General features: G+C 43.9%; 14 protein-coding genes and 1 pseudogene. 11 read left to right on the forward strand and 4 right to left on the reverse strand.

What is annotated here, in order from left to right; translation table 11 throughout:
• Window positions 1-295: 295 nt before the first annotated feature.
• From ACGG81_RS06340 to ACGG81_RS06360, 5 genes are all read left to right on the forward strand, one after another.
• Window positions 296-1,141, forward strand: a complete 846-nt coding sequence (locus tag ACGG81_RS06340; RefSeq protein ID WP_009261659.1) for an Mrp/NBP35 family ATP-binding protein — start codon at window positions 296-298, stop codon at window positions 1,139-1,141.
• A 166-nt stretch (window positions 1,142-1,307) separates the two neighbouring features.
• Window positions 1,308-2,768, forward strand: a complete 1,461-nt coding sequence (locus ACGG81_RS06345; protein WP_009261660.1) for a putative DNA modification/repair radical SAM protein — start codon at window positions 1,308-1,310, stop codon at window positions 2,766-2,768.
• Entirely contained in the window at window positions 2,765-3,595 is an 831-nt protein-coding gene (locus tag ACGG81_RS06350) for a TIGR03915 family putative DNA repair protein (RefSeq protein ID WP_390110168.1), read from the forward strand. Before ACGG81_RS06345 ends, ACGG81_RS06350 begins: the two co-directional genes overlap by 4 nt.
• Before the next feature lie 70 nt (window positions 3,596-3,665).
• Window positions 3,666-3,896 carry an HPr family phosphocarrier protein gene (locus ACGG81_RS06355; protein WP_008975922.1) on the forward strand — a complete coding sequence of 77 codons (231 nt, stop codon included), beginning with the start codon at window positions 3,666-3,668 and terminating at the stop codon, window positions 3,894-3,896.
• A gap of 102 nt (window positions 3,897-3,998) precedes the next feature.
• Window positions 3,999-6,347 carry an ATP-dependent DNA helicase gene (locus ACGG81_RS06360; protein ID WP_390110171.1) on the forward strand — a complete coding sequence of 783 codons (2,349 nt, stop codon included), beginning with the start codon at window positions 3,999-4,001 and terminating at the stop codon, window positions 6,345-6,347.
• A gap of 124 nt (window positions 6,348-6,471) precedes the next feature.
• Here ACGG81_RS06360 and ACGG81_RS06365 read toward each other — a convergent pair whose 3' ends face one another.
• The gene (locus ACGG81_RS06365) at window positions 6,472-7,362 is read right to left on the reverse strand and encodes a LysR family transcriptional regulator (protein ID WP_336304978.1); all 891 of its coding nucleotides are present in this window, start codon (window positions 7,360-7,362) and stop codon (window positions 6,472-6,474) included.
• Window positions 7,363-7,561: 199 nt separating this feature from the next.
• Between ACGG81_RS06365 and ACGG81_RS06370 the strand changes: the two genes are divergently transcribed.
• The 4 genes from ACGG81_RS06370 (at window position 7,562) to ACGG81_RS06385 (ending at window position 14,379) form a co-directional block, all read left to right on the forward strand.
• Entirely contained in the window at window positions 7,562-8,245 is a 684-nt protein-coding gene (locus ACGG81_RS06370; protein WP_390110174.1) for a TIGR01906 family membrane protein, read from the forward strand.
• Window positions 8,246-8,350: 105 nt separating this feature from the next.
• Entirely contained in the window at window positions 8,351-12,142 is a 3,792-nt protein-coding gene (locus tag ACGG81_RS06375) for a phosphoribosylformylglycinamidine synthase (RefSeq protein WP_390110177.1), read from the forward strand.
• A gap of 139 nt (window positions 12,143-12,281) precedes the next feature.
• Window positions 12,282-13,616, forward strand: coding sequence for an NADP-specific glutamate dehydrogenase (gene gdhA / locus ACGG81_RS06380; RefSeq protein WP_009261666.1), 1,335 nt, complete (start codon window positions 12,282-12,284; stop codon window positions 13,614-13,616).
• A gap of 118 nt (window positions 13,617-13,734) precedes the next feature.
• Window positions 13,735-14,379 carry an orotate phosphoribosyltransferase gene (locus tag ACGG81_RS06385; RefSeq protein ID WP_009261667.1) on the forward strand — a complete coding sequence of 215 codons (645 nt, stop codon included), beginning with the start codon at window positions 13,735-13,737 and terminating at the stop codon, window positions 14,377-14,379.
• 47 nt (window positions 14,380-14,426) lie between these two features.
• Here ACGG81_RS06385 and ACGG81_RS06390 read toward each other — a convergent pair whose 3' ends face one another.
• Window positions 14,427-14,921: a DNA-deoxyinosine glycosylase gene (locus ACGG81_RS06390; protein ID WP_016439040.1), complete on the reverse strand. Its 495-nt coding sequence runs from the start codon at window positions 14,919-14,921 to the stop codon at window positions 14,427-14,429.
• 109 nt (window positions 14,922-15,030) lie between these two features.
• Between ACGG81_RS06390 and ACGG81_RS06395 the strand changes: the two genes are divergently transcribed.
• The gene (locus ACGG81_RS06395; RefSeq protein WP_117576438.1) at window positions 15,031-15,852 is read left to right on the forward strand and encodes an acyltransferase domain-containing protein; all 822 of its coding nucleotides are present in this window, start codon (window positions 15,031-15,033) and stop codon (window positions 15,850-15,852) included.
• A 40-nt stretch (window positions 15,853-15,892) separates the two neighbouring features.
• Here the strand turns inward: ACGG81_RS06395 and ACGG81_RS06400 are convergent.
• Window positions 15,893-16,279, reverse strand: a pseudogene (locus ACGG81_RS06400) (peptidoglycan-binding protein); the annotation flags it as partial.
• 51 nt (window positions 16,280-16,330) lie between these two features.
• Window positions 16,331-17,815 (reverse strand): recombinase family protein, encoded by a 1,485-nt coding sequence (locus ACGG81_RS06405; protein ID WP_390110182.1) that lies wholly within the window; start codon window positions 17,813-17,815, stop codon window positions 16,331-16,333.
• Window positions 17,816-17,937: 122 nt separating this feature from the next.
• Here ACGG81_RS06405 and ACGG81_RS06410 point away from each other — a divergent pair, with 122 nt between their 5' ends.
• On the forward strand, window positions 17,938-18,090 hold the full coding sequence (locus ACGG81_RS06410; protein ID WP_165851609.1) for a hypothetical protein: 153 nt from the start codon (window positions 17,938-17,940) through the stop codon (window positions 18,088-18,090).
• The last annotated feature ends 46 nt before the right edge of the window (window positions 18,091-18,136 follow it).

An 18,136-nucleotide genomic window follows, 5' to 3' on the forward strand; every position in this document is an offset into this window, starting at 1 on the left:
ACACAAGGCAAATCCGCAGAATACAAAAATAAAATATGACAAAAATATTACAAAAATATTACAAATAAAATTATACAAAATATACCATCAGAATGACAAAGTGTCAATAAAAATATGAAAATAAAACAAAAAGTAGCAATTATAAGCGAAAAAAGCATGCTGTTTCGTGCGTTATAGGAAAAATCTGTTGATAAATGCGAGGAGAAAGTGCTACAATAAAAAGAGTAATAGCGAAGCAATGGGAAGCCATTTTTGTGGCGGACTTTGCGGAGATAGAGTAAGGAGAGAAGTAGAGATGGCAGAAGAACAAAATAATGGTTCATGTTCTCCGGAAAGCTGTTCCAGCTGTGCACATGCAGACAGCTGTCCAAGCAAACAGAAGGAGAGCATGAAGGTAGCTCCAAATGAGTATACCCATGTAAAAAAAGTAATCGGTGTCGTAAGTGGAAAAGGCGGTGTCGGAAAGTCGATGGTGACAGCTTCGCTTGCCCGTATGATGCGCGAACAGGGATACTCTGTCGGAATTCTTGATGCAGATATTACAGGACCGTCGATTCCAAAGATGTATGGAATCCATGAGCATGCGGTGGGAAATGAATTGGGAATGTTTCCGTGTATTGCGAAAGATGAGACGAGAATCATGTCAGTCAATCTTTTGTTAGACAGTGAGGATACACCGGTGATCTGGAGAGGTCCGATCATCGCAGGTGTTGTGACACAGTTCTGGAATGAAGTATTATGGGGAGATTTGGATTATCTCTTTGTAGATATGCCTCCGGGAACAGGTGACGTGCCGCTGACTGTATTCCAGTCCCTTCCGGTAGATGGAGTTATCATTGTTACATCTCCGCAGGATCTTGTGCAGATGATCGTAAAGAAAGCCTACTACATGGCGAAGCAGATGGATGTGCCGGTACTTGGAATCGTAGAGAATTATAGTTATCTGGAATGCCCGGATTGCGGGAAGAAAATTCCGGTTTTTGGAGAAAGCCATGTGGAAGAGACCGCAGAAGAACTTGGAGTAAAGGTATTAGGAAAAATGCCATTAGATCCGAAGCTGGCATCTGTCGTAGAAGAAGAAAAGTTCTATGAAGTGACAAATGATTATCTGAAAGATGCAGCAGAAGTATTAATTTCATAAGGAAGAGTTACATAGGAAGCTGCGCCGCTTTTCGACAAAGAAAGGCTGCGCAGTTTCTTTGTGCGAAAAACAAAACAACTATTGCAAACATATGTTCCTTGTGATAAGATAAAACAAACAGATGTTCCGAACAAATGTTTGAAAAAGAAGGGAGAGGAAGAGTCAGATGCAGGGACAGATACTAGGAAAATCAGAGATACAAAGGAGTATGACCACACAGCCGATAGGAAGAACTTTCGGGACAGTTCCGGCACTCTTTGGTGGGCAGAAGTCACTATATGAGAAGCTGAGGATTCTGTCGGATGCGGCGAAATATGATGTGGCATGCACATCTAGCGGAACGAGCCGGAGGGGGGATGGAAACGGAATCGGGAGCTGCGAGGAAGCAGGGATCTGTCACAGTTTTTCTGCGGATGGGAGATGTATCTCACTTCTGAAGATTCTTTTTACAAATGAGTGTATCTATGACTGCAAATACTGTATCAATCGTGCATCCAATGATGTAGAAAGGACTTCCTTTACCCCGGAGGAGGTATGCCGGCTGACGATGGAGTTTTACCGGAGAAATTATATTGAAGGATTGTTTTTGAGTTCGGGAATTTGGAAAAGTCCCAACGAGACGATGGAGCAGATTGTGACCACACTCTGGAAATTGCGAAATGAATTCCACTTTCAAGGATATATTCATGTGAAGGCAATTCCCGGAGCAGATGAGCGCCTGATTGCCCGTGCGGGATTCCTCGCAGATCGTATGAGTGTCAACTTGGAGCTTCCGACAGCAGAGGGGCTCAGGCAACTTGCCCCACACAAATCCAGAAAAAATATACTTACACCGATGCGGTTAGTACAGAATGGGATGTCAGAGAATCGGCAGGAGATTCAGCTATACCGCAGTGCGCCAAAGTTTGTGCCGGCAGGACAGAGTACTCAGATGATCGTTGGTGCGACACCAGAGACTGATTTTCAGATTATGCGTGTGGCAGAGTCACTGTACCAGAAGTTTGATCTAAAGCGAGTATTTTATTCTGCATTTGTACACGTCAATGAAGATAAGGCGCTTCCGGCAGCGGGGGAGCAGGGGCCTCCTCTTTTGAGGGAGCATCGTCTTTATCAGGCAGATTGGCTTTTGCGGTATTATGGATTTCGGGCGGAAGAATTGTTAGATGAACAGCAACCGAATTTCAATGTTTTACTGGATCCGAAGTGTAACTGGGCACTGAAGCATTTAGAGTATTTTCCGGTAGAGGTAAACCAAGCAGATTATTTTACATTGCTTAGAGTGCCGGGGATTGGTTACAAGTCAGCGGAGCGTATTGTAAAAGCAAGGAGAATGGGCAGCCTTTCCTTTGAAGATTTAAAGAAAATGGGAGTCGTATTAAAAAGAGCGCTATATTTTCTGACTTGTAATGGCAAAATGTTTGGTCAGGTACGGATAGAAGAGGATTATATTACAAGAAATCTCCTTCAGACAAAAGAGAGCTTGCCGGATTCTGTCAGAAATATGAATTATCGTCAGTTATCATTGTTTGATGATGTAAATTTTCGGGAAATCAATCGGATGGACGGAAGTCTTGGATGTTTAGCTGTTTTGGATGAGAGTGAATTAAAGGAAAAGGTGGCAGGATGAGAATTATTTACGTTTGTGAAGATAGCCTGACCGGGATCTTTTCAGGCATCTATGAGGTGTGGAAGAGAAAAATGACAGCGGAAGAGGCGGGTCTGGAAGTGGGAGATAGTTTTGAAAGACGATTGTTCTGCGAATATATTTTCTGTAAGGCGGAGGAAAGAAAGGCACTTGTTGTTATCCGCATGATTCAAAAAAATCTTGGGGCGGACGTCTATGAGAAAATCTCTTATGCATTGTTATCGGCGGACAGAAGAAAGGCGGAGATGGTATTTCGTGCAATGCTCGAGGCGAAGAAATTATCTAGGAAAGATCGGTTGATGGAACATTTGGGAAATGAGGCAGTCAGAGCTGTTTTTGGAATGTACCGGCAGGTGGCAAACGAAGCACATCATTACAAAGGTTTTGTGAGATTTCGGGAATTAAAGAATAAGACACTGTTTGCAAAAATTGAGCCAAAGCATGCAGTACTTCCGTGTATTGCAGAACACTTTGCAGATCGCTTTCCACAGGAAAACTGGGTCATTTATGACAAGACCCATGAAGTGTTTCTGATTCACGAGAAGGGGAAAAGATATTACTTTTTGCAGCAGTATATGTGCATGAAGGGAGATTCTGGGAGTGCTCAGAATATTGCCGGTGGATTTTCAGAAGAAGAGATGGACTATGAGGCATTGTGGAAAGAATTTGTCCAGAGCATCAGTGTTGCAGAGAGGGAGAACCGCGCATTACAGAATCAAAATCTTCCGCTTCGTTTTCGAACAAATTTGGTGGAGTTTAGTAAAGAAGAACGGTCGGATTCCCCAAATTTTGGAGAGTTTTCTAGTTGACTTTCTGAGAAAATGGTGACATAATGGGTTCCGTGCTATACAAACAATCCATTGGAAAGGGGTGTTGGTAATGGAACAGAAATGGAAGATTAGATTATCAGCAAATGAAGATGTGAGAGACTTTGTAAGAACAGCAGAAAAATGTGATTTTGATATCGATATATTTCATAATAGAAGAATTATAGATGCGAAGTCGATTCTCGGTGTGTTAAGCCTTGATTTGACGCAAGTATTGACGGTTCGCTTTTACGGAAAAGATACAGCATTTGAAGATGTTCTTCAGAGATTTTGTGTTGCATAATACATCACATCAAAGTTCACAGGTGGCGGGATATTCCGATAGGAGTATGCCGCCATTCCTGTATAGAAATGTCCATGGATAAGAAAGAGGCGGTAGAGAGGGATGAGTGAGACAGTAAAGATTTCTGTCCGGAATCTTGTGGAGTTTATTTTAAGAGAGGGAGATATTGATCAGCGGCGGACGGCAGGAGCGGATAAAGAGCAGATGCAGCTTGGGGCAAGAATCCACAGAAAGATCCAAAGACAGATGGGATCGGATTACCATGCAGAAGTACCTTTGAAAATGGAAGTTTTGTGCGAAGGATTCACACTTTGTCTCGAAGGAAGGGCAGATGGAATTATTAAGCGGGAAGATGAGATTGTCATTGATGAGATCAAAGGGGTTCTCAGAGAGTTAAAGTATATCGAGGAACCAGTCGCAGTGCATCTGGCGCAGGCTAAGTGTTATGCATATATGTATGCATCACAGAATCATCTGGAAGAGATCCGGATCCAAATGACATATTGTCAGATGGAGACAGAGGAAATCAAAAGATTTTTGCAGACGTTTTCCATAGAAGAATTGAAAACCTGGATGGAAGATGTGATCAAAAGATATGAAAAGTGGGCAAAATTTCAGATGGAGTGGAGAAAAGTTTCCAGAGAGTCCATCCGACAGATTCAGTTTCCATATGCATACCGGGAAGGGCAGAAGGAACTTGCGATGTCTGTGTATCGGACTATTTTAAGGAAAAAGAAACTTTTCATACAGGCGCCTACCGGGATCGGAAAGACGATGGCGACGGTGTTTCCGGCGGTGAAAGCAGTCGGAGAAGGGTTGGGAGATAAGCTTTTTTATCTGACAGCGAAGACGATCACAAGGACAGTAGCGGAGCAGGCCTTTCAGACACTGAAAAAGCAGAAGCTGCGCTATAAAGTGATCACGTTGACGGCGAAAGAGAAAATCTGTTTCTGCGAAGAGGCGGTGTGCAATCCGGAAGCGTGTCCATATGCCAAAGGGCATTACGACAGAGTAAATGATGCAGTTTTTGATCTGCTGACATCGACAGACGATATGAGCAGATCAAATATAGAGGAATATGCGAGAAAACATGAAGTGTGCCCCTTTGAGATGTCTTTGGATGTGGCGCTGTGGGTAGATGCCGTTATCTGTGATTACAATTATGTGTTTGATCCGAATGCCCATCTAAGAAGATTCTTTTCAGAGGGAGGAAAAGAAGACTACTTATTTTTGATTGACGAGGCGCATAATCTCGTGGAACGTGCCAGGGAGATGTACAGCGCCGCCCTTTATAAAGAAGAGTTTCTTACAGCGAAAAGGCTGGTGAAGGGAATGGACCGGAAATTGACGAGAAAACTGGAAATATGTAATCAGCAGTTTCTTGTGTTGAAGAGAGAATGTGAGTCATATCGAGAATACACTTCGGTGGGCCATATCGCGGTCAGCCTCATGAACTTGATGTCGGAACTGGAGCGTTTTTTGGAAGAAACAGAGGCAGAGGAAGTGAGGGAGCAGTTACTGGAGTTGTATTTTCATGTGAGGGCATTCTTAAATATTTATGATATTTTGGATGAGCACTATGTCATTTATACAGAGTTGGAAACAGACGACAGTTTTCTTCTAAAATTATTTTGTGTCAATCCGGCAGTGAATCTCCAGGAGTATTTATACAGAGGAAACAGTACTATCTTTTTTTCTGCAACGATGCTTCCAATCCGCTACTATAAGAAGCTTTTGAGTGTGGAAAAGGAAGACTATGCGGTCTATGCACCATCGCCATTTCAAAAAGAACGGCGGAAGTTGTTTGTTGGGACAGATGTCAGTACAAAGTATACAAGACGAACAGGCCAGATGTATGAGCGGTTTGCGTCCTATATTGCAGCTGCGCTTCAGGTGAAGAAAGGAAATTACATTGCATTTTTTCCGTCGTATCGTTTTCTGGAAGAGGTATATGAGAAGTTTCAGCGTTATCAGACGGAGGATGTCATCTGCATTGTCCAGGAACAGTCGATGGATGAAGAGAAGCGAGAGGCATTTCTCCAGGCATTTGATCAAGACCGGAGCGAAAGCCTGATTGGATTTTGCGTGATGGGAGGAATCTTTTCTGAAGGAATTGATCTGACAGAAGAACGGCTGATCGGGGCTTTCCTAGTTGGAACAGGGCTTCCGCAAGTGTGCAATGAACGTGAAATTTTAAAGCAATATTTTGATCGGAACGGGGAGAATGGGTTTTCTTACGCCTATCTCTATCCGGGAATGAATAAAGTGTTGCAGGCAGCCGGGCGTGTCATACGGACGGCAGAGGACAGAGGTGTTATTTTGCTGTTGGATGAGCGCTTTTTAGAAAGGCAGTATCAGGAGGTGTTCCCAAGAGAGTGGGATGATTATGAAATTGGGACACTTAAGACTGCAGAGAAAAGTATGATGAAGTTTTGGGATCAGGAAATGTAAAGAGAGCATGGGAAGAAGAAAAAATACTCCTCACTTGGATGGTAGATTGGGAATCCAAATGAGGAGCAGAAATATATAAGACGATACCAATAGCTCTTTTAGGTTTTAGGAAGAGACCAGTGCCTTAGACTTCTTCCAGTGGTGTAAAGTAATTGAGAAATTCCAGCGCTGCCTTGGAAGAAGGCACGTGATGATTGTGCGCGATGACAAGCTGTCTTGTCGGAAGTTCTTCATCAGTTTCTACAATAAAAAGATTGTCGGATTTGTGCGGAATACAGTAGTCCGGGATGAAAGCGATGCCAAGCCCGATGCTTGCAAGGTCGATCAACAGATCATTACTACTCAGCTCGATCTCCGGTACAAGATCCAGCTGGTGTTGCTGGAACAGGCTGTGCAGGAACTCACTTGTCGTACTCTTTCGGTCCAGCATTAGAATCGGGTATTGGAGGAGTTCTTTCAGGGAGAGTTTCCGCTCTTTCAGTTCACTGAAAGATTCATTGGCAATAAAAACATCTTTAAAGTTTTTGATTTTTTTGACTGTAGTCAGACTGCTGAGATAGCTGTTCGGATAGTTGGTCACGATCAGATCGACTTGTCCGGTCTCAAGCAGTTCCACACATTTGATGGAAGTCTGGTTGGTCACCTTGATATGTGCGTTTGGAAATTCCTTGTGGAAGCGCTTCAAATAAGGGACAAGAAAATAGCGGCAGATCGTATCACTGGCGCCGATGCGGATCTGTCCTCCGGTTGTGGCAGAATCCATCAGCTGGGATTCTCCGCGCTTGATCAAATTCATTGCTGGTTCTACATGGCGCAGCAGGATCTCACCTTCCGGGGTGAGCTGGACTCGTTTGGTACTCCGGATGAAAAGGGTCTGATCCAGCTTTTTTTCCAAAGCTTTGATCGACTGGCTCACTGCCGACTGGGAGATAAAGAGCTGCTTGGAAGCTTCTGAGAAGCTGAGAGTCGTTGCTACATAGTAGAAGACTTTATATAATTCGTAATTGATGTCCATCATTAGTTCTCCTTATAAGTATTTTATATTTATAAGAATAAGAGGATTTTAGGAAAATGTCAACAGAAGTTTTCGAGAAAGTAAACACAGCATAGTCCATTTTTCTGGAATTCGATGCCAAAAACTGGTATACTTAAGAAGAAAGCATGGAACTATATTTGAGAAGGATATAATGTCTGGCAGAGAGATGAGGTGAAGAATGCAAAAAATTTTTGGTCTGGTGGCGGCAATGGCGATGATCGTGGCCATGTTGATCACAAGTTTTGAAATCGCAATTTATAGCGATTATGGATGGTACCAGAAGGAATATGAGAAGTATCAAGTACTGGATGATCTGGAGATGGAGATGCAGGATGTGATGGATGTGACTGAAGAGATGATGGCATATCTGAGAGGAGACAGGAAAAATCTGGAAGTAAAGACTGTGATCGCCGGAGAGGAAGGGATGTTCTTTAATGAACGGGAAAAGCTTCATATGGAAGATGTACAAGGACTGTTTCTCGGAGGGATACAGATCCGCAGAGTCGCCTTTGTGATTTTCGCAGCAGCAGTTTTGCTGATTCTTTTTCAGAAAGGAAATTTAAGAGAGATTTTACCTCAGATGTATGGATGGGCAGTCAGTCTGTTCCTTGGGGTGGCAGCAGTGTTTGGAGGGTTGGTCGCGATTGATTTCAATAAGTATTTCGTGTTGTTCCACAAGATCTTTTTTAACAATGATCTGTGGCTGCTGGATCCGGCTACGGATTTGCTGATCCGGATGCTGCCGGAAGGATTTTTCTTTGATATGGTGATTCGGATCGGAGTGATTTTCATAGGGAGTCTGTTAATTCTGTGGGGTGCCGGGACACTCTGGAGACGGAGCGGAGTGAAGAAAAAATCATAGCATTAATATTTCTTATAAGTAAATTAAGTTATATTAATTATACTAATGATTTGAATTGTGGTAGGATACAAATAGAAGAAAGTATCAGACGAAATGGAGGATATTATGAGTAGTGTAAAACGTGTATATGTAGAAAAGAGACCGGAATTTGCTGTGCAGGCAAAGGAATTACAGCACGAAGCAAAAAGTTATCTTGGCATTCAGACAATTACAGGAATCCGTGTGCTGAACCGCTATGATATTGAGAATCTTTCTGACGAGACTTTTGAGACAGCCTGCAATGGTATTTTCTCAGAGCCGCCGGTAGATATTTTATACAGAGAAGAATTCCCAATGAAGGAAGGAAGCAGAGTTTTTTCCGTAGAGTTTCTTCCGGGACAATTTGATCAGAGAGCCGATTCAGCAGTACAGTGTGTACAGTTTATCAAAGAAGATGAGACACCAGTGATCAAGACTGCAACAACATATGTGATCGAAGGAGAGATTACAGATGCTGAATTTGAAGCGATCAAGAGTCACTGCATCAATCCAGTCGATTCCAGAGAGACAGGGATGGACAAGCCGGAGACACTTGTCACAGTGTTTGAGGAACCGGAAGATGTGAAGATTTTTGACGGGTTCAAAGAGATGCCGGAGACAGAATTAAAGGAGTTATATGATTCTCTTGGGCTTGCAATGACGTTCAAAGATTTCCTTCATATTCAGGGATATTTTAAAGGGGAAGAAGACAGAGATCCAACGATGACAGAGATTCGTGTGTTAGACACATACTGGTCAGATCACTGCCGCCATACAACATTCTCCACAGAATTAAAAGAAGTTACATTTGAAGATGGAGATTACAAAGAACCTCTCGTAAAGACTTATGAGAGATATCTGGAAGACCGCTCAGAGATTTTTAAAGGGCGTGAGGACAAATTCGTATGTCTGATGGATCTTGCCCTGATGGCAATGAGAAAACTCAAAAAAGAAGGAAAATTAAATGATCAGGAAGAGAGCGATGAAATCAATGCGTGCAGTATCGTTGTTCCGGTGGTCGTAGATGGAAAGGAAGAGGAGTGGCTTGTCAACTTCAAGAATGAGACACACAATCATCCGACAGAGATCGAACCATTTGGAGGAGCTGCAACTTGTCTTGGCGGAGCAATCCGTGACCCGCTTTCAGGACGTACTTACGTTTATCAGGCAATGCGCGTAACAGGTGCGGCAGATCCGACCGTATCTGTGAAAGATACGATGAAAGGAAAGCTTCCACAGAAAAAACTGGTGACAGAGGCTGCCCATGGATATAGCTCTTATGGAAATCAGATCGGACTTGCCACAGGAGCAGTCAAAGAGATTTACCATCCGAACTATGTTGCAAAGCGTATGGAGATCGGAGCAGTATTAGGAGCTGCACCTAGAAGAGCGGTGATCCGTGAGACATCTGATCCGGGAGATATCATTGTACTGCTCGGTGGACGTACCGGACGTGATGGATGTGGCGGTGCGACTGGTTCTTCTAAAGTACATACAGAAGAATCTATTGAGACATGTGGAGCAGAAGTACAGAAGGGAAATCCACCGACAGAACGGAAGATTCAAAGACTGTTCCGCAGAGAGGAAGTCAGCCGCCTGATCAAAAAGTGTAATGACTTCGGAGCAGGCGGAGTGTCTGTTGCGATCGGAGAACTTGCAGATGGTCTGCGGGTAGATTTAGATAAAGTACCGAAAAAATATGCAGGGTTAGATGGAACAGAGATTGCCATTTCAGAATCTCAGGAGCGTATGGCAGTTGTCGTAGATCCGAAAGATGTGGCACAGTTCCTTGCATATGCGAAAGAAGAGAATCTGGAAGCCGTGGAAGTGGCAGTTGTGACAGAGGAACCGCGTCTGGTACTTTCTTGGAGAGGAAAAGAGATTGTCAATATTTCCCGTGCGTTCTTAGATACAAACGGAGCACATCAGGAAACAGCAGTTACTGTGGAAATTCCGGACAGAGCGGGAAGTCTTTTCGTGAGAGAAGAAGTAAAAGATGTCAAAGAAAAATGGATCGCAACGTTAAAAGATTTAAATGTATGCTCGCAGAAAGGTCTTGTAGAACGGTTTGACGGTTCCATCGGAGCAGGTTCTGTCTTTATGCCACACGGTGGAAAATATCAGATGACAGAGACACAGAGTATGGTTGCAAAACTTCCGGTGCAGGAAGGAACTTGTGATACTGTGACAATGATGAGCTATGGATTTGATCCATATTTATCTACTTGGAGCCCATATCACGGAGCAGTCTATGCAGTGGTAGAATCCGTTGCAAAAATCGTGGCAAATGGTGGAGATTACAGTAAGATCCGTCTTACGTTCCAGGAATACTTCCGCAGAATGACAGAAGATCCAAAGAGATGGAGCCAGCCGTTTGCAGCGTTGCTCGGTGCATATGATGTACAGCTTGGTCTGGGACTGCCGTCGATCGGTGGAAAGGACAGTATGTCCGGAACGTTCCAGGATATTGATGTTCCGCCAACATTAGTTTCTTTTGCAGTGGATGTGGCACACGACCATGAGATCATTACACCAGAGCTTAAGAAAGCAGGAAATAAGTTAGTATGGCTTCGGATGGAACAGGATCACTATGAACTTCCAGTATATGCAAGCTTAAAAGATCAGTATGCAAAATTTGCAGAAGATATCCACAGTGGCAAGATTGTTTCTGCCTATGCGCTGGACAGACACGGAATTGCAGCAGCGGTAAGTAAGATGGCATTTGGAAATGGCATGGGTGTAAAACTGGAAGAAACAATTGATAAGCGTGAACTGTTTGCACCGGCATTCGGGGATCTGATCGCAGAAGTACCGGCAGAAAGACTTGAAGAACTTTCTATTTCTTATACACTCCTTGGAGAAGTGACAGCAGACAACACAATCTCCTATGGAGAGATGCAGCTTAGTTTGAATGAAGCAGTGACTGCATGGAAAGGAACTTTGGAAAGCGTATTCCCGACTGTTTCAGAAGAAAAACAAAAGATGCAGAACATCGATGTGCAGCCGGCATCTGAAAAAGCAGTGATCGAAAACGGACTGTATCGTACAAGTGATATCCATATCTGTACACATAAGATTGGACAGCCTACAGTCTTCATTCCAGTATTCCCAGGTACAAACTGTGAGTACGACAGTAAGAAGGCATTTGAGCGTGCAGGGGCAAAGGTGATCACAAAAGTATTCAAGAACTTAAATGCAGAAGATATCCGTGACTCTGTAGCAGAGTTTGAGAAGGCGATTGCACAGTCACAGATGATCATGTTCCCAGGTGGATTCAGCGCCGGAGATGAGCCGGATGGTTCTGCAAAATTCTTTGCAACAGCATTCCAGAATGCGAAGTTAAAAGAAGCAGTGGAAAAATTATTGCATGAGCGTGACGGACTTGCACTTGGTATCTGTAACGGATTCCAGGCATTGATCAAACTTGGTCTGGTGCCATACGGAACAATCTGTGGACAGACAGAGAATTCTCCGACATTGACATACAATACAATCGGACGCCATATTTCCAAGATGGTATACACCAAAGTCGTAACAAATAAATCACCATGGCTGCAGCAGGCAGAACTTGGCGGAGTTTACACAAATCCGGCATCTCATGGAGAAGGTCGCTTTGTAGCTTCCGAAGAGGTATTAAAACAGCTTTTCGCAAACGGTCAGGTGGCAACACAGTACTGTGATCTTGATGGCACAGTGACAATGGATGAGGAATGGAATCCAAATGGTTCTTACTGTGCGATCGAAGGAATCACAAGTCCGGATGGACGTGTGCTTGGTAAGATGGCTCACTCAGAACGAAGAGGAAAATCGGTTGCAGTCAATATTTACGGAGAACAAGATCTGAAGATCTTCGAATCTGGTGTTGCATACTTCAAATAAATAACGAAGAGGAAAGTCAAAGTGAAAAATTGCTTGACTTTTACAGAGCATAACATTATAATGTCAAAGTAAACAAGGCAATGAGGCCGCGCAGGAGTTTTTCTGTGCGGCTGATTTTATATCTGAGGAGGTAATGAAGATGTCATATGTAGATGAAGTCATTGAGTTAGTAGTGAGAAAGAACCCGGCGGAGCCGGAATTTCATCAGGCGGTAAAGGAAGTGCTGGAATCTCTCAGAATTGTAGTAGAAGCAAATGAAGAGAAGTTCCGAAGAGAAGCCCTTCTCGAGAGATTGGTAGAGCCGGAAAGACAGTTTAAATTCCGGGTGCCGTGGGTAGATGACAAAGGACAGGTACAGGTGAACACTGGGTACCGCGTGCAGTTCAACAGCGCGATCGGACCGTATAAGGGAGGACTTCGTCTGCATCCATCTGTCAACCTTGGGATCATCAAATTTTTAGGATTCGAGCAGGTATTTAAAAACTCTCTGACCGGACTTCCGATTGGCGGAGGAAAAGGTGGATCTGATTTTGACCCAAAAGGGAAATCAGATCGGGAAGTGATGGCATTCTGCCAGAGTTTTATGACAGAATTATGTAAATATATTGGAGCCGATACCGATGTACCTGCCGGAGATATCGGAACAGGAGCAAGAGAGATCGGGTATCTGTTTGGACAATACAAGAGAATCCGTGGTGTATATGAAGGCGTGCTGACTGGAAAAGGATTAAGTTACGGGGGATCTCTTGCAAGAAAAGAGGCAACCGGATATGGTCTGTTATATTTGACAGAGGAAATGTTAAAACTCAACGGAATCGAACTTGCAGGGAAAACTGTAGCAGTGTCAGGTGCGGGAAATGTGGCGATCTATGCGACAGAAAAAGCACAGGAACTCGGGGCAAAAGTTGTGACGGTCAGCGATTCTACCGGATGGGTGTATGATCCGGACGGAATTGACGTAGCAGCATTAAAAGAGATCAAAGAAGTGAAGCGGGAGCGTCTGACGGAATATCCAAAATATCGCCCAAATGCGAAGTATCAGGAAGGAACCGGAGTATGGTCAGTGAAGGTTGATATCGCTCTTCCATGTGCAACACAGAATGAACTGCATCTGGAAGATGCAAAGATGCTTGTAGCAAATGGCTGTATCGCGGTGGCGGAAGGAGCAAACATGCCGACGACAATGGAAGCTACCGAATATCTTCAGAAGAATGGTGTGCTTTTTGCACCGGGAAAAGCAGCCAATGCAGGCGGAGTTGCCACATCTGCGCTTGAGATGTCCCAGAATAGCGAGCGGTTAAGCTGGACCTTTGAAGAGGTGGACAGCAAGCTGAAAGGAATCATGATCAACATTTGCCACAATATGACAGACGCAGCGAAAAAATACGGTGTGGAAGGAAATTATGTGGCAGGTGCCAATATTGCAGGCTTTGAGAAAGTAGTAGATGCAATGAATGCACAGGGAATCGTGTAGAAATCCGGCAGTTTAGTAAAATGTAAAAAAGTTCTAGGTGCAAGAATATAAAAATTGTGCTAATATAAGAGTATTGATAAAAGAAATCTGACAAAATAGTGTTTGGGAGGGAAGCACAATGGAATTAAAGTTGAAAGATTTACGTTCATCTAAGAATCCAAAGGCGCGTATCAAAATCCTGCAAGGACATTTTGCGACGGGAAATTCACACATCAATACCTATATTGATATGTCTACAGTGAAGACACGGCACAACAATGCCCGCGAAGCGGCGAAAGAACTTGCAAAGGAATATTTGACGACAACTATGGTCGATACGATCGTCTGTCTGGATGAGACGGAAGTAATTGGAACATTTCTGGCAGAGATTTTGTCGGACAGTACCACGATGTCCATGAGCAGTAAAAACAATATTTCTGTAATCACGCCGGAATTTCATCAGGCAGGACAGATCGTGTTCCGGGATAACAAGCAGCGGATGATCAAAAATCAGCAGGTATTGATACTGGCTGCCTCAGTGACATCAGGGAAGACCATTTCCAAAGCGATTGAGTCCGTGCTGTACTATGGAGGCAGTGTCTGTGGAATCTGCTCTATTTTCAGCGCTGTGACAAAAATTGCGGGAATGAAGATCAATACAATTTTTACGAGCAGCGATGTTCCGGATTACCGGGCATATGCTCCTCATGATTGTCCGATGTGCAAAGAGGGAAGACCGGTGGAAGCGATTGTAAACAGCTACGGGTACTCTAAGGTAGATTGATGATCTGCTGAGGAATATTGGGAAGAAAAAAGAGACACTGGAACTAATTATTCCAATGTCTCTTTTAAATATACAGACCATTCTAAGATCAGTCGTTCCAGGGAATATGCCGCATTGGCAGGACTGGTAGAAGGGAGCCGGATCGCTTTTTGTCTGGTGAGAGGCAGACAGTATTTTTCATAAAGCTTAAAGGCAGTACCGCCGTTTGTGTAGATCTGCCGGATCGGAGCATCCCGCAGAATTCTGGAGATGTCATTTGGGATCACATTACGGATACTGCTGTCACTGGAACCTTCAATCTCACAGGAGGCAATGACATCCCATATTGCAATACGGTTCCTGAAAAGAAATGCTTTCTTGTCTGCAATCGTAACCGGAACATCCTCATGAGAAAGCGCTGCCAACAGCTTCCAGAAGCGATTCTGTGGATGATGATAGAAGAACTGTGCTTCCCGGGATTTGACAGAAGGGAAACTCCCTAAGATTAATATTTGTGAGTCACTGTTATAAATCGGTGAAATGTTATGGATTGCATGTTCCATAGAAGAAACACCCCTTTCGCATAAAAATTGTAAATTCAGATTTATTGTAGCATTTGGATGAAGAGGGGGCAATCAAAAAAATAGATACGGAAAAGAGAGGGAAAGATAGATGACAATGCGAGAATTTTGTGAAAAGATCGGAATGGATGAAGCATCCATACAGCAGGTAGAACAGTTTTCCATAGAGGATACGGTGTATACCAGTTACAAAAGAGAGTTTCAAGAAGACAAAAAGCGGTTTTTTGCCCGCTTAAAAGAGGAAGAAAACTGGCGTGTGTTTGCACTTGTCCTTTACATCCGCATGGCAGTGGAAGTATATGAAACCTTTCAGGAGAAAGGAATTGCTGACCAGGTTTATTTTGATACGTTTTCCGATTTCCGGATTTGGAATGAGGAATGCAAAAAAAAGTATGGTATTTGTGGACTGACGGAGTGTGAGTGGCTGAGCCTTCCGCTGGAATTAAAGATCTTCCGGCTTGGCAGACTTCAGTTTGAACCAATCCGTCTGGAGAAAGCGATTGAGACGGAGAAGTATACCTTACCGGAAGGAACAAAAGTTTTAAATGTACATATACCGGAAGATGGAAGGTTAGATATAGAGACATGCATGGACGCCTTCGAGCGGGCAGAAAATTTTTTCCAGGAAACATTCGAGGCATTTGTCTGTGAGTCCTGGTTGGTTTCCCCGAAATTAAAGGAGCTGTTAGGAGAAGATTCCAATATTATAAAATTTATGGGGCTATTTGAAAATTATGGGATTGTCTATCCGTTCCGTCAGGCGGAACAGCGGGTGTTTGGGGTAATTTGCGAACAAAAAGAGGAATATCCAGAACATACTTCTTTGCAGAGAGCATTAAAGAAATACGTTCTGAATGGAAAGGAACCGGGAATGGGACAAGGGGTGCGCCTTCGCGCAGAGAAGCGAAACTGATCACGGAGTCAGAACAATTCCGTGACCAGTTCTGTTATTGCTACACCAGTTCTGCGATACGGGAAACACCAACATAAATCTCGGAGATTTTATACCATGTCCGATAGTCTACGGTTCCTGTTGCCGGAAGACCGAAGACCGATTGGAATTTTTTTACAGATGCAGCGGTGGCTGGTCCATAGATGCCATCTACGGTGATCTTCGGAATGGCCGGATAAGCACCTGCAATGACATTTAATTCCTCCTGCATCTGTCGCACTTTATTGCCGGAAGAGCCGTTTTCTAACACATATCCCGGCCAGGAAGAAGGGATGCCGGAAATCTCCTGTGCGGTATTGATATACATATTGTCACCGTAATAATAACGGAGAATTTCGATTGGGGAATAGCCCTGGTCTCCAAGCGCTTTCGATCCCCATTGGGTCATCCTTATGGAAGCGACATGCAAACGACTTGAAAAGCCGGCAGCCACAGTATTTTACGAATCTGGGAGATGGTAGTAAATCGTAAGGACATCCTGCGGTTTGTCATAAACCATTTTCTGGATGATACTTCTGAGCACCTCGTTCTTCTGTGAATCTGAAAAGGTCTCAGAAAAAAGCACATCGCAGATGGTGTGAAGCTTCTGGCAGGCTTGCTCTTTTTTGGGAAAATTTGCCGGCGAAGAAGGCTGGTAATCGCTGAGACGTAGTTCCAGCTGTTTCTGCTCATTTCTAAGGAGCTCTTTGTTTTCTTTGTATTCTTCTAAAGTATCAATGCCGTTTTGATAGGCTGCCTTGATTCGCTTTTCTTTTTGTTCCAGTTGCTTTAACTGTTCGGATAAGAGTTTTCGCTCATCAACCATTTCTTGTTTTCGTGTCGGTTCCCTTTTCATATAAGTGATTTCCTTTGTGTGGAAAACATCCTGCAATGCTTGAAGGACAACGGGCTCCAATAGAAGAGAACTGACACTGTTTTTGGCAGTACATTTGCCCTTGATGACACCATAACAAACAAAATAGGAATAGGCTTCTCCATTGGATTTCCGATACATCGTTTTGGCGATCATAGTGCGGCCGCATACCGGACATTTTAAGAGCCCGCCAAGCCAGTGGTGGTAAGTAGAGGAAGGGCGGGCTCCTTTTGGCATGTGGGCAGAATGCAATCGCTGCTGGGCGCGGTCAAACAATTCTTTGCTGATGATCGCTTCGTGCAGCCCGTTGGCAATGATCCAGTCTTTCTCCTCATTGATTTCATTTGTCTCGCTTGTCGTCCGATTCCAGCGGATCATGCCGCAGTAGGTTGGGTTTTGCAGGATATACTCGATCGATCTCCGCTCAAAAGGTTCCTTCCGGGAAGTTCTATACCCAAGTTGATTCAAAAATCTTGCAATTTCAAAGCATCCACAACATTCTTCCACATACTTCTGAAAGATGATCCGGATGATGGCAGCTTCCTCTGGGACGATCACCGGAGGTTTTCCGCGCTCGGTAATCTTATATCCGAGTGGCGGTCGCGCCTGATATCCGCCGCGCAGTGCTTTTTCGGTCATTCCTCGCTTCACTTCATCCGAGAGACGGATGGAATAGTATTCATCCATCCACTCGATGATCCGTTCGATCAGAGAGCCGAAAGGACCGTCTACCAGTGGTTCAGAGACACTTAGGACATCAATCCCGCACTGTCTGCGAAGCAATGATTTATAGACGATGGATTCTTCCTGATTGCGGGCAAAACGACTATACTTCCAGACGATGATGACAGAAAAGGGACGAGGCTTTGTCTTGGCAAGACCAATCATCCGCTGGAAATCATGGCGCTTTTCTGCTTTTCTTCCGGAGACGCTTTCTATAAAGATGTATTCTTCCGGGATGGTGATATTATTTTTTTCGGCAAATTCTTTCCCGAGCCGGATTTGTGCATCGGGAGATAATTCATCCTGATTATGTGTGCTGACACGGACGTATAATGCGCCGATTTTCATGTGCGATCACTCCTTCTCTTGATTATATATGCAAAAAGAGAGAAAAATAACAGACAACCTCGCATGCGGGACAGGCTGCGCTGCATATCTTTTGGAAAGAAACGCGGGGAGAGAAAAGAAAAGTGAAAGTAAGACAGATCCTTGTGATGGATGATAAAGAGATCGACTTGGAACAGTTAAGTAAAGAAGAGCAGAAACAGGTGGAAGCGCGATTGAATGCGGCAGCTTTGCGTCAGGCGGGATATGAGCCTTCGCCGAGGCGAAAAGATCCCTAGATTTTTGTGCAAAGGCTATGGTATAATCATGAAAGAGTTCTGTATC

Source organism: Faecalimonas umbilicata (assembly GCF_042846195.1).
GTDB lineage: Bacteria > Bacillota > Clostridia > Lachnospirales > Lachnospiraceae > Faecalimonas > Faecalimonas umbilicata.

Excerpts from the sequence above, each read along its gene's own strand:
- ACGG81_RS06340 (WP_009261659.1), top strand. The coding sequence starts at position 296 with ATGGCAGAAGAACAAAATAATGGTTCATGTTCTCCGGAAAGCTGTTCC.
- ACGG81_RS06345 (WP_009261660.1), top strand. The coding sequence starts at position 1,308 with ATGCAGGGACAGATACTAGGAAAATCAGAGATACAAAGGAGTATGACC.
- ACGG81_RS06350 (WP_390110168.1), top strand. The coding sequence starts at position 2,765 with ATGAGAATTATTTACGTTTGTGAAGATAGCCTGACCGGGATCTTTTCA.
- ACGG81_RS06355 (WP_008975922.1), top strand. The coding sequence starts at position 3,666 with ATGGAACAGAAATGGAAGATTAGATTATCAGCAAATGAAGATGTGAGA.
- ACGG81_RS06360 (WP_390110171.1), top strand. The coding sequence starts at position 3,999 with ATGAGTGAGACAGTAAAGATTTCTGTCCGGAATCTTGTGGAGTTTATT.
- ACGG81_RS06365 (WP_336304978.1), bottom strand. The coding sequence starts at position 7,362 with ATGGACATCAATTACGAATTATATAAAGTCTTCTACTATGTAGCAACG.
- ACGG81_RS06370 (WP_390110174.1), top strand. The coding sequence starts at position 7,562 with ATGCAAAAAATTTTTGGTCTGGTGGCGGCAATGGCGATGATCGTGGCC.
- ACGG81_RS06375 (WP_390110177.1), top strand. The coding sequence starts at position 8,351 with ATGAGTAGTGTAAAACGTGTATATGTAGAAAAGAGACCGGAATTTGCT.
- gdhA (WP_009261666.1), top strand. The coding sequence starts at position 12,282 with ATGTCATATGTAGATGAAGTCATTGAGTTAGTAGTGAGAAAGAACCCG.
- ACGG81_RS06385 (WP_009261667.1), top strand. The coding sequence starts at position 13,735 with ATGGAATTAAAGTTGAAAGATTTACGTTCATCTAAGAATCCAAAGGCG.
- ACGG81_RS06390 (WP_016439040.1), bottom strand. The coding sequence starts at position 14,921 with ATGGAACATGCAATCCATAACATTTCACCGATTTATAACAGTGACTCA.
- ACGG81_RS06395 (WP_117576438.1), top strand. The coding sequence starts at position 15,031 with ATGACAATGCGAGAATTTTGTGAAAAGATCGGAATGGATGAAGCATCC.
- ACGG81_RS06405 (WP_390110182.1), bottom strand. The coding sequence starts at position 17,815 with ATGAAAATCGGCGCATTATACGTCCGTGTCAGCACACATAATCAGGAT.